This is a genomic window from Mucilaginibacter sp. McL0603 (assembly GCF_049992945.1).
Classification (GTDB): Bacteria; Bacteroidota; Bacteroidia; order Sphingobacteriales; family Sphingobacteriaceae; genus Mucilaginibacter.
The window spans coordinates 1,032,512-1,044,811 of the sequence record NZ_CP188251.1 but is presented as its reverse complement, the minus strand read 5'-3'; the positions used below and the strand labels follow the sequence as shown (position 1 = coordinate 1,044,811).

Below are 12,300 nucleotides of genomic sequence, written 5' to 3'. Positions count from 1 at the left end.
ACTCACCACGCGGTATAGCTATTTCCGGACGGGTCAAAAACCGTCCGCAATTGTGTCACAACCGTACGAAAACGAACAGTTTCGTAGATCAATAAAAATTTATAATATTGATAATCAATTATTTATCAAATGGCATCAGGTTTGGCATAGATCTATCAAATCACAATGCCATGAATACTGATACAAATTTGAACCGGATGTGGGAAGGATGCCTGCAAAACGATCGCAAACAACAGGAACTATTATACAAAACCTTAGCTCCAAAAATGATGGCTGTTTGCATGCGCTACGCAAATGACCGGGACGAAGCCCAGGATATATTACAAGAAGGCTTTATCAAAATGTTTAACAATGTACATAAATACCGTGGCGATGGTAACCTGGAAGGCTGGATCCGCCGCATTATGGTGCATACCGCTATTTCGCGCTATCGTAAATTAAAACCAATGGTATTGGTTGAGGATATGTCTGAAAACCCTATTCATACCTCAGCCACTCAAAATGCTAATAATCTTGAATTGAAGGATCTGTTAAAACTGGTTCAGCAATTGCCACAGGTTTATCGTTCAGTGTTTAATATGTATGCGGTTGAGGGATATTCACACCAGGAGATCGGCAATAAATTGGGCATTACCGAATTATTATCACGCACTACACTTTACCGTGCGCGTAACATCCTGAAAGATAAATTAATGCAGCTAACTACGAACGAACAATATCATATGGCAGGATAATTAAGCGCTGAAATATGTGGGTGATCATATTCTTTGTAGTAACTATGGGTTTTAGTATAATCGCCTATTTTAATCCTTTTAAAAAGAAATAAACATCCCGACACAGTTGGGATTCCATCATATATCTTCAAACGCAAAAGTCCCATCCAAAAGACGGGACTTATTTTTTGCTGTATTTTTTTAAAGTCCTCTCCTTTGGAGAGGATTTAGGTGAGGCTTTTACCTCTTCTCATCATACACCTCAAACTCCGCTATGGATGCCTGGTGATCTGATTTGAGTATCCGCACCCTTACTTTAGTTCCGGTTACCCGGTCAAAATGGTTTACTTTTACTTTTTTAGCGTTCTCGCCGTCGAATACCGGTTTCCATGCGCCGCTGTGGTAATATTCCAGCACGTATTTGCTGATGTTAGGTTTTTCTTCGGCTATGGCAATGGCGTTGAATGCTGTTTCTGTTTTAAAATCGATCTCGTACCAGGGCTTGTCTACCGTGGTATTTGATATCCACGAAGTGGTAAAATCATCGTCATTAGCAAAATCCATGATGTTCATATCATCGCTCCAACTTGAATTGCTTGGCTGATGCTTAGCCAGGTTGTGCGATATAATGGGTGCATCCAAAAGGGGCAACGTAGCTTCCGAACCGGCATTTTTCCATAACTCCCCTATCTTTTTTAATGATGCCAGCGCATTATCATCAAACAATCCTTCCCGGTTTGGTGCCACGTTGAGGATAAAATTAACGTTTGCATTATTGAGGGGGACGATGTCGTCGTTCACCAATTTAAACGGATCCTTTGTTGGCTCTGTGGGGAATGTGTTTTTCCAGAACCAGCTCTTTTGGATTGGCAAGCAAGCTAATGACGGCATGGTATTGGTTTCTTTTGATACCCGCTGCCCGGCACCCATCTCATAAGTTTTGATATCGGTATAGTACATGCCTTCAGCTGGATATTTGGCACCGTTCAGGTCCATCATCACACAGTTGGGCTGTAATGATTTTACTAAATGATAGATTTCCTCAAAAGGAACGTCGTCATAAGATATCCTCGACCAAGGCGCATCCCAGCCATCTATAATTAAAGCTTCGATAGGGCCGTAATTAGTTAGTAGTTCTGTTAGTTGCCCTTTGATCATTTTTATATCTGCAGGGGTAATAGAATTTGGCCTGAGCTTATGGTGCGTATCCAGTATAGAATAATACAGCATCACTTTTAAGCCATTCTTTCTGAACGCGTCAACAAACTGCCTTACCACATCCTTTTTATAGGGACTGTTCATCACATTATAATCCGTGGTTTTGGTATCCCAAATGCAGAAGCCACTGTGGTGTTTAGTGGTTAAACAGCCATAAGTCATGTTGGCTGATTTGGCTGCCTTTGCCCATTGGTCGCAATCCAGTTTTGTTGGGTTGAAGATATTCGGTTTCGCTTCCGGATCGGCCCAATCCTGGTTCATATAGGTTGGGATATTGAAATGGATGAACATCCCGAAACGCAAGTCAACAAATTGCTGCTGCAATTGTGCTAAGGGTTTTTGCTGGGCGTTAGCGGTGAAACAAGTAAGGGAAAGGAAAGCTAATAGCAGATATCTGAGGTTATATTTCATAAGTGTATTTAGTGGTTCAATTCATATTCGTCCCGCTCATGGCCGCGGAGGCCTAGTTACTTTTGGCTTGACCCAAAAGTAACCAAAAAGTCAAGACAGAAAAAAGCTTCAACCCGCCCTGCCGGTTCTTAACGCTTTTCTGGATGCTCATTCTTCGCATCACGCGAAAAAGCTAAACCGTCATTCCCGCCATACACCCGGCCCGCTTTTCTGTCAGCCCAACGCTCTCCTGTTTTTGGGTTCATTTATAGAACCAATAAACTTGAAATTTTCCCCGTCAGCAGAACAGCTTCGGATGAAATCAGGCAAAACAATGGTGGCCCTGAGCGCAGGAAGGGCATAGCAATAGTTGTCGAAGCATTGGCCTGGCGCGAACCTGCCTACCGGCAGGCAGGCGCAGTGGGGCAACATTTTGCAGCCCGTGGTTTTGGCTGATTTGCAGGGGAAAGGCCTGTGCGGCAAAGAAGCATTTCTGCTGACAGCCTTTTTGGTTACTTTAGTGGCGACAAAAGTAACCAGGCCTCCGCGGCCATGAGCGGGACGGAGCATTGTCCGAACCACTACATCAAGTCAGCAGCACGAACACCTACTTATGCTTCGCCGACATATAAAACACCATCTCCCCGCCATTCATAATATCTTCATGCGTGATGAACAACCCATTCAACGGTTTGCCGTTTAATTCGATTTTCTGGATATACACATTCTTATCGCCCTGATTTTTTACGTTGATAGTAAAGGTTTTCCCGTTATCCAGGTTGATCACCGCTTTATTTACCGCCGGACTACCAATTGCGTACTGATCTGATGCCGGGGCTACCGGGTAAAATCCCATCACGCTGAAAATATACCAGGCGCTCATTTGGCCGGTATCATCATTGCCACCGAGACCATCAGGAGTTGGTTTGTACATGCGGGGCAGTATCATTCTTATTTTTTCCTGTGTTTTCCAGGGCTTGTCGGTCCAGTCGTACAGGTAGGCTACGTGGTGGGATGGCTCGTTGCCGTGCACGTAGTTGCCGATGATGCCGTCGCGGGTGATGTCTTCTGTTTCGGCGAAGTATTTATCAGGCAGCTCATAGCTGAATAAAGAATCTACATAAGTAACAAAACGCTTGTTGCCGCCCATTACTTTGATCAGTCCGTCTACATCATGCGGTACATATAAGGTATAGTTCCAGGCGTTGCCTTCAATAAAGCCCTGCCCGATGGTAGTAAATGGATCAAACTTCGTACGGAATGTGCCATCCAACAGCTTAGGATGCATAAAGCCGCTCTTGGGATCGTAAACATTCTTCCAGTTTTGTGAGCGTTTGATGAACTCATTATAAATATCCTGTTTACCCAGCTTTTTTGCCATTTGGGCTATGCACCAGTCGTCATAAGCATATTCTTCTGTGGAGGACACCGAGTTGCCATTCTTTTCGTCAGGAATGTAACCCATATCCATATAATAGCCAATACCGGCATAATCGCGGTGACGGGCGGTGGTTACACAAGCTTCCAACGCTTTGTTGGCATCAAAAGGTGCATTACCTTTTACCACAGCATCCGCCAGTACAGATACGGAGTGGTAACCGCTCATGCACCAGTTCTCGTTGGCCGAGTTGCTCCATATCGGCAGCATATGTTCCGGACTTTGTTCGTAATGGGCGATCATGCTTTGTACCATGTCCGCATTGCGTTTTGGCTCGATGATATTGAACAGCGGGTGCAGCGCACGGTGCGTATCCCAAAGTGAAAAGGTGGTATAGTTGGTAAAGCCTTCTGCTTTGTGCACGTTCTGGTCAAGGCCCTTGTATTGCCCGTCCACGTCCATATAAACTGTTGGGTTGACCATGGCGTGATACATCGAGGTATAAAAGTTTTCCTTGTCGGTTTTGCTGGCATCGATCACGATCTTGTGCAGTTCGGTTTCCCATTGTGCTTGTCCGTCGGCTTTCACTTTTTCAAAATCCCATCCCGGTGCTTCGGCCTGCATGTTGGCCATTGCGCCCGCCATGCTTACCGGTGACAAAGCCATTTTTATTTTTATCTTCTCACCCTCATTGGTCTTGAAATCGAAATAAGCTTTTATCTGTCGACCCGCTATCTCGGGGAAGTTTGGCGTACGATTAAACTGTCCCCAGAAACCGCCGTACACTTCTCTTTTCGAATAATTTTTATAGCCATGGGCGATGAACGGCTTGCTGAACTTCATCGCGAAATACAGCGTACGGGTGCGTGCCCAGCCATTGGTAGAGCGGTAGCCAATAACCGTCGAGTCGTTAACTACCCGCAGGTACGTCCACACGTTTTTATCTGGATAGTTGTAGATGCCTGCCATTAGGTCGAGGATGATATGCGCACTATCCGATTTTGGGAAAGTATATTGATGAAAACCAACCCTCGTGGTGGTGGTCATTTCGGCGGTGATGTTGCTGGCGTCCAGTTTTACTTTGTAGTAGTTGGCCTCGCTTACTTCATTGGCGTGCGAGAAACCTGAACGGTAACCGCTGCCCGGCTTGTCTGCCGTACCGGGGTTCAGTTTTAATGTGCCGATGGTAGGCATGATCAAAAAATCGCCTAAATCCGAGTGACCTGTCCCGCTGAAATGGGTATGACTAAAGCCGACGATGGTTTTATCATCATACTGGTAACCGGCGCAGTATTTATACACGTCGGGATTGTATTTCCCGTTTAGTTCGTAACCGGCGGTATCCGTTTCGGGGCTCAGCTGCACCATACCGAAAGGCACCGTAGCACCGGGATACACATGTCCCATGCGCTGCGTACCGATGATGGGGTGCACATATTGGACCAGCTTATCAGAAGTATTTTTGCTTTGCGCCATAGCCAGAACAGGCAGGGCGACTATTATTGAGAAAAATAGGCGTTTCATTACGCCAAATATAATCACGATTGCAATATTATCGAGATTAATGGTGGATTTGTTACTTGTGGGTAATCTGCCGTAACACGTGTAACAGTATATCACATGTCATTGCTGGAACGAAGCAATCGCGAACTATACAGGGCGAAGAAGCATGGTCTGCGATTGCCACACTACGTTCGCAATGACAATAATTATTATTTTAGGTGGATGAAGATACACCTGTACTATGTCTATATTCTTACTAATAAATCGAATACTGTGTTATATGTTGGTGTAACTAATGATCTTCAAAACAGAGTATCTGAACACAAAATCTATAAAGGTTTCACGGCAAAATATGAATGTAATAAATTGGTTTATTACGAAGAATATCAATGGATACAAGATGCTATAGCCAGAGAAAAGCAACTTAAAGCGGGTTCAAGACAAAAGAAAATTGATTTAATTACTGTTGAAAATCCTCTATGGAATGATTTGAGTGCTGATTGGTATGATTAACCATGTCATTGCTGTAAGGAACAAAGCAATCGCGGACTATACAGGGCGGATAGGCAAAGTTTGCGATTGCCACACTACGTTCGCAATGACATGGTGGCTATTGAGTTTTATCTCTTATGCGAAAACAACCACGGTATCAGATCTGGTTCGGCGAAGGCGTCGTTCCAGCTGTTGTGGTCGTCGTTGGGGTAGATGGTTAGTTTGGGATTGCCACCTGCGGCTTTGATTGCCTCAACCATTACTAAGGAATGGTCAACCGGTACCACGCTATCTTTAGCACCGTGGAATATCCACATCGGTGTTTTTTTAGCGTAAATGTGTGCGTTCCGGGTATTGTCGCCACCACAAATAGCAAAGGCCGCCGCGAAAAGATCAGGTCTGCGCCTTAACAATTCGAACGTTCCCATGCCACCCATTGACAGGCCGCCAACATACATGTGGTGCTTATCTACATAAGGCTTATCCAGAAATGCAGTTATTAAACCTAAAAGACTCTTCATGGCTGCTGTAGGATCGCCGCCTTCAACAAAATTGAAAATGGGTTTGCCGGCGGCATTCTGGGTGATCTTCGTATTGCTCCACCAGCCATTGGCAGGACATTGAGGGAAGATCACTATAGCTGGGTATTTTGCACGGATGGTATCATTTAAAAAAAGCTTGGGACCGTAAACTATTTGCGCTTCATTATTATTACCGCGTTCGCCTGCGCCATGCAGCACCAATATCACCGCGTATTTTTTTGCTGGGTCGAAATTTTGGGGGAACAGGATACGGTAAGGAAGTGTATCGTTCTTATTGATATAACTACCATGATCGAATTTAGACAGATCAGGCGTTTGTGAAAAAGCAGGGAATGCCAGGCAAAGGCCCAGCATTCCTGTTAAAAATATCTTGATTGCTTTCATTGGTAAATGTTAAAATACAATAATAATGTAAATTATCATTTAACATGGTGTTTGCTCTGTGAATCTTTGTTAAAACTTTGTGTCCTCTGTGGTGAAAATCTAACCACAAAGCTCACAGAGAATCAACACAAAGGCACACAGAGTTATCTTTCATGATCTTAATTTTTAGCAAAAGCCGGACTTTGGAAATTTAATTTTTTCAATCCATGCTGTATTTCGGGGCAGCTCATAAACAGTTTCCAGAGCAAACCGCTGCGGTAATTCTCTATCATTACTACGATAGGCCCCTGGTCAATTGCCAGGTATGATTTGCCGTACCAGTTATGCGATTCGCTAAAGGCGTCGGTAAAACCATAATCGCCCCAAATCTTATCGCCCAGGTCGTAATAAAAATGGCGCAATGCCTTCATCGAGTATTCGGGCGTATAAGGGAATGCTGATAAAGCCGCTGTCGGGGTGATTACACCCAGATCGTTGGTTGGGGAGTGGGCGTTGTAGCCTTCAAAGTTATCACTGGCGGTTAGTCCCCAGCAATTTTCTCCGTAGCCTTTAAAGTGCTTGGGATTATCCACACAATAAGCATGGTTAATCAGTGTATGGTTTTTATTCTGCTCCCAGTAATCGGCGTATTGGTCTTTTAAGCCTCTTGGGTCAAGCCCCATAAATGAATATTGTGAGAAGAACAATGGGCCACCGTAATCAAACCCTAATGGCAGTTTAAAACCATAAAAGGTTTTGCCGTTCTTAAAGAAATCGCTTTGCGCCCAGCCGCCGTGGTATACACTTGCAGGTACAGGATAACGATCTGCTGATTCGGCCAGTATGTACGTGATCATACACTCATTAAAGCCACGGATAGGGAAATTCATCACCCATCCATTATTTGGCGACCAATGCCAGTACAGGTTATCCCTGCCCCCCTGGGTATACCAGTTCCATTCTATCTCGCCCCACATCCAGTTGATCTCGTCGCGGATATGTCTTTCTTTCGGATTGTTGCCGGTAAAATATTGTCTGGCGCAAAGCAGGCCCTCAAACAGGTAGGATGTTTCTACCAGGTCACCGCCATCATCCTTACGGCCAAAACGGATAACCTTGCCGGTTTCGCCATTCATCCAATGCGGAAAAACGCCGTGGAAAGCATCAGCATGATATAAGAAATCCGCTATCTTAAGCATACGGTTCACGGCCTGCTCATGGCTGATAAATTTACGGTGATCTGCAACGATCAAAGCCATTATCCCAAAGCCCGAGCCGCCGGTTGTTACTACCTCATTGCCATAATCATAAGCTACGTTGCTGCGCTCACGTGCCAGGCCGCTGGTAGGGTAACCAAAGTCCCAGAAATAGCGGAATGTTTGTCGCTGCACCACATCCAGCAGGGCACTATCAGTTAAGCCTTTGATGATGCCAACGGGTTTGATGCCGTCTTCGGCTGTTTTGGGGGTATTTTGAGCAAAGCCCAAAAGCGTTGTTGAGCTTAGTAGAATTGCTATTAAAAAGGATCTCATTTAATATCAGTTTTAAATTATTATAAATTAGGGCTTTGAAAGCCTAAATTCTTCATACCTGTTTTTACCTCGGGGCAGCTCATAAATAAGTTCCAGAGTAAGCCGCTACGGTAGTTTTCTATCATGTCGATGATCGGTCCCTGGTCGATAGCCAGTGTTGAATTGGCAAACCACGGATTGGTCAGATTAAAGGAATCATAAAATCCGTATTGCCCCCACATTTTATCGCCCAGCTTGTAATAAAAGAAGCGGAGCGCTGCCATAGATTGTGTAGGCGTGTACGGCAATGATGAGATAGCCGCAGTTGGTGCTATAACGCCAACATCATTAGTAGGCGAACTGGCAGTATAGCCATTTGCAATATCACTAGCGGTTAAGCCCCAACAATTGCTGCTGTAGCCGTTATTATTATTGGGGTTTGCTACGCAATAGTTATAGTTGATCATGGCGTGAGCCTTGTTCTGCACATCGTAACTTGCGTAGGTATCAGTCAGCCCGTTTGGATTGATACCGAGGAACGAATAATGGGCAAAAAACAGCGGACCACCGTCAGCCGGGCCAAGAGGTAATTGTACACCATAATAAGTATTGCCATTTTTTATACCACCGTTAAGCGCCCATCCATTATCATAAACAGCCTTGGTTATGGGGTGCGTGGTTGATGAAGCAGCCATTACATAGGTGATTAGCGCTTCATCCCAGCCATTTACCTGCATATTTGTTGACCATCCATAATCGGGACTCCAGTGCCAGTATAATGTATTTTGCCCGTTTTGTCGGAACCAATCCCATTCTACCGCGTTCCATAGTGTGTTGATATCAGCTCTCAGGGTAGTTTCATTAGTACTCGCTGCATTAAAGTATTGGCGTGCGGTTAACAAGCCTTCCATCAAATAAGAAGTTTCAACCAGGTCGGCGCCATCATCTTGTGTACTAAATGGCACAACAACACCAGTTACACCGTTCATCCAATGAGGAAAGGCTCCGTGAAAGGTTTGTGCTGTTTTTAAAAAACCTACGATCTTTTGCATGCGCGCCAAGCCATCGGCCCGGGTAATAAACTGGCGGTTAACAGCTGCTACAATGGCCATTATGCCAAAGCCTGAGCCACCTGTTGTCACGATATCCCCCGAAGTATTGCGCTCTCGTGCCAGGCCACTGGTCGGGTGCCCAAAATCCCAGAAGTATTTAAAGGTTTGTTTTTGTACCAGGTCGAGTAAGGCATTATCAGATATTAGCGGGAACTTATTGGTAGTATCAACAGCAGTAGTTAACTGCACATTTACTGTGCTTTGCAGGCTTCCGTTAGTTGATGATTTTAAATTGGTTGATACCGCCAGTGTATATTGGGTAATAGCTTGCAATGCTGATGGGGTGATCACCAGGGTGCTGTCGTGATTCTCATAAGTAGCAGCATAAGCAACCGCAGCACCTGCCTTACTGCTGAAGGTAACACTATTTGCTACCGATGTTGTATTTACGGCTGCGGAGAAAGCTATCTTAATTACCGGTTGCGGATTCACATTAACATAGCTGAAACCGTTGGATACCCCATTTACCTTTAACCCGTTGAACGCGAACGAAGAAGGCCCTACAGGTGGCGGGGTTGGCGGTGCAGGTTTTTCTTTAGAACAAGCATATAAGCAAAAAAGCAGTACTATAGCCCAACAATATCTCAGATTTCTCATCCCCTCAAGCATCATATTATAAAATTCATATTACAAACCGGCAAAAAAAAAGGTTGCTGCCCGCTACCAGGCGGGCAAACAACCTCAACCTAAATCAATTCAACTAAATTATTTTCCGCGGCGTTGAAGCGCCACCAATGAGCTTACTTCAACGCCCGTTAAAGCGCGATTATAAATTCTTACTTCATCTGTTGCGCCTACCTGGTAACTGGCCCAATCCTGAGCACCTGTATTGGCTGTTAAAGATGGTGTAGTTTGGAATTGCAGTGTACCGAACACCATTTTTTTAGCAGCCGTCCAATTAAGCGGCGCAAAACCCGTAACCGTACTTGTCCCTACTGATCCCCCGTTATAATAAACCACAAAAGTAGAAGTGGTGTCATCATAAGTAACGGACACATTTATCCAACCGCCCCATGGATTGTTAACGGTATAGCCTCCCAGCCAGCCATCTATCCCGGTAGGGCTGCCGGCAACATTAAAGGCATGAACTTTCAATACACCAGTATTTGCTGTACCTCCATTATCAAAAAATATAGCCATGCTACCCCAAAATCCGGGGCCACCGCTTTGGTCGTTGGCAATATCCATTAATCCTACTGCTCCATTAGTATTTTGGGGCATATTAACCCAAACACTAAAGGTGAAGCTATGTAAGTTTTGCACCGCTGGAGGCACATCGGATAACGCATAGGCACTACTGGCTCCCTGTAAAGCCTGACCTAATAATCCGGCTGAATAACTTGTGCCTACAGCTGTAGTGCTGGTAGCGGTTGCTAACGAATCGGTAAGATTCCCGTTAAAGCCCCAGCGTGCCACTAAGTTTGATGGTGCTATCTGGTTGGCACTGGTATACCCGTTGATATTTAAAGGCGGCGCATAACTTTTTGGATCAAATTTCTTTACGCAGGATGAAAGCCCTATGCTCGTTATCAAAAGGGCTATTGTATATATACTAAATAATTTTTTCATGATAATAAATTATTGATGATTAATAACCCGGATTTTGTTTCAATAAACCACCGCTCTTCAATATCTCAGAGGTTGGTATAGGCTGAAGCTCATTTTTGCCAACCTTAAAATTCCTGTCGGCAAATACTGTACCTGCACGTCCCTGGCGAACAACGTCGAAGAAGCGATCGCTTTCCATAGCCAGCTCTACCTGGCGTTCGTGCCATATCGCTGTTTGCAATGCAGTTTTATCAGTAGTTGTCACCGGAGGCAGTATGGTGTTATTGCCTGCACGTGCACGTGCCCTAACTTTTTCTAAAGAAGCCAATGCCAAAGTAGTATTACCGGCCTGATTTGCAGCTTCGGCATTCATCAGTAATACGTCTGAATAACGAATTACACGTACATCCTGCCCTGCGCCGGGGGTACCGTTTAAAATAGGCTCGCTGAATGGAACATAAGATTTGTAGTTATACATAAGGTCCACCTGCCCGGTTGGTATAGCGTCCCCTTCGGCAGAGGTGCCACCGGCAAAAAGAATTGTACCTGCAAGCCTTGGATCACCTGCCTCAAAAGCCGCTACTAATGCCGGTGTAGGTATATTAAAGCCCCAGCCTGCTGCGGGAGCTACGCCTTGTACCTGCGAAAACTGGCTCGTGGCCGCCGCTGGGTTACTGGCATCGTTAGGGCATTGTATCTCAAATATCTCTTCCGGGTTGTTTTCATTTTCTTCACGGAAAGATTTTTCAAAATTAGGGAACAATGAATATTGCCCCAAAGCGATAACAGCATTAGTATAGGTTAGTACATCGCCCCATTTGCCTTGGTACATTGCTACTTTTGCATGTAATGACAGTGCTGCACCTTTAGTGGCACGGCCAACATCGGCACCGCTGTAAGATTGCGGTAATATTGAAGCTGCGTCTGTCAAATCCTGTTCAACCTGGGCATATATCTGTGCCCTTGCCGTACGGGGTATGTTAAAATCTGCGGCAGATTTTGGATAATGCAATCTTAATGGAACATCGCCATAGGCCCTTGCCAGCCTAAAATAGCTGTATGCCCTTAAAAATTTAGCTTCAGCTATATAACGGGCCTTTAATGACGCATCCATATTAATCTTAGGAATACTGTCTATTGCCTGGTTAGCTAAACTGATAGACTGGTATTGTCCCGACCAGAACGGATCGTCAAAGCCGGCTTCGTCACCGGTTTGAGTAAAGGTATGGTACAAACCCATTGGCGATGAATCGCCCGGAGTACTTCCTTTTTCTACTTCATCGCCACCCATACTTTCGATAGCCAGGGCAGGAAATGCTGTATGATTAAAATCGCGATCCAACGCGTAAATAGCATTGATCCCCTGTTCTGCACCTGCAGCATTAACATATAACTGCGTAGCCGGAAGCTGTCCTTGCGGCTGAGAATCTAAAAAGCTCTTTTTACATCCTCCCGCAAGTATCATCAGCACAGCTGCACACGCTATGCCTACAAAATGAGAAGAATTATTTCTTTTACTTAACATGATCT

General features: G+C 44.9%; 10 protein-coding genes. 2 read left to right on the top strand and 8 right to left on the bottom strand.

Annotation, left to right across the window (positions count from 1 at the left end; translation table 11 throughout):
* Positions 1 to 170 precede the first annotated feature (170 nt).
* Positions 171 to 734, top strand: coding sequence for an RNA polymerase sigma factor (locus ACPPVU_RS04825; RefSeq protein ID WP_426670568.1), 564 nt, complete (start codon positions 171 to 173; stop codon positions 732 to 734).
* A gap of 219 nt (positions 735 to 953) precedes the next feature.
* Here ACPPVU_RS04825 and ACPPVU_RS04820 read toward each other — a convergent pair whose 3' ends face one another.
* The 3 genes from ACPPVU_RS04820 to ACPPVU_RS04810 form a co-directional block, all read right to left on the bottom strand.
* Complete coding sequence (locus tag ACPPVU_RS04820) at positions 954 to 2,342, bottom strand: alpha-L-fucosidase (RefSeq protein WP_426670567.1); 1,389 nt, start codon at positions 2,340 to 2,342, stop codon at positions 954 to 956.
* 213 nt (positions 2,343 to 2,555) lie between these two features.
* A complete protein-coding gene (locus ACPPVU_RS04815) occupies positions 2,556 to 2,891 on the bottom strand; it encodes a hypothetical protein (RefSeq protein ID WP_426670566.1) in 336 nt (111 codons plus the stop codon).
* A gap of 37 nt (positions 2,892 to 2,928) precedes the next feature.
* Positions 2,929 to 5,223 carry a GH92 family glycosyl hydrolase gene (locus tag ACPPVU_RS04810; RefSeq protein WP_426670565.1) on the bottom strand — a complete coding sequence of 765 codons (2,295 nt, stop codon included), beginning with the start codon at positions 5,221 to 5,223 and terminating at the stop codon, positions 2,929 to 2,931.
* A gap of 102 nt (positions 5,224 to 5,325) precedes the next feature.
* Between ACPPVU_RS04810 and ACPPVU_RS04805 the strand changes: the two genes are divergently transcribed.
* Positions 5,326 to 5,715 carry a GIY-YIG nuclease family protein gene (locus tag ACPPVU_RS04805; protein WP_426670564.1) on the top strand — a complete coding sequence of 130 codons (390 nt, stop codon included), beginning with the start codon at positions 5,326 to 5,328 and terminating at the stop codon, positions 5,713 to 5,715.
* A gap of 107 nt (positions 5,716 to 5,822) precedes the next feature.
* Here ACPPVU_RS04805 and ACPPVU_RS04800 read toward each other — a convergent pair whose 3' ends face one another.
* From ACPPVU_RS04800 to ACPPVU_RS04780, 5 genes are all read right to left on the bottom strand, one after another.
* On the bottom strand, positions 5,823 to 6,620 hold the full coding sequence (locus tag ACPPVU_RS04800) for a prolyl oligopeptidase family serine peptidase (RefSeq protein ID WP_426670563.1): 798 nt from the start codon (positions 6,618 to 6,620) through the stop codon (positions 5,823 to 5,825).
* A gap of 158 nt (positions 6,621 to 6,778) precedes the next feature.
* The gene (locus tag ACPPVU_RS04795; RefSeq protein ID WP_426670562.1) at positions 6,779 to 8,131 is read right to left on the bottom strand and encodes a glucoamylase family protein; all 1,353 of its coding nucleotides are present in this window, start codon (positions 8,129 to 8,131) and stop codon (positions 6,779 to 6,781) included.
* A 20-nt stretch (positions 8,132 to 8,151) separates the two neighbouring features.
* Positions 8,152 to 9,819, bottom strand: coding sequence for a glucoamylase family protein (locus ACPPVU_RS04790; protein ID WP_426670561.1), 1,668 nt, complete (start codon positions 9,817 to 9,819; stop codon positions 8,152 to 8,154).
* 108 nt (positions 9,820 to 9,927) lie between these two features.
* Positions 9,928 to 10,791, bottom strand: coding sequence for a LamG-like jellyroll fold domain-containing protein (locus ACPPVU_RS04785; protein WP_426670560.1), 864 nt, complete (start codon positions 10,789 to 10,791; stop codon positions 9,928 to 9,930).
* A 19-nt stretch (positions 10,792 to 10,810) separates the two neighbouring features.
* Entirely contained in the window at positions 10,811 to 12,295 is a 1,485-nt protein-coding gene (locus ACPPVU_RS04780; RefSeq protein ID WP_426670559.1) for a RagB/SusD family nutrient uptake outer membrane protein, read from the bottom strand.
* Positions 12,296 to 12,300 lie beyond the last annotated feature (5 nt).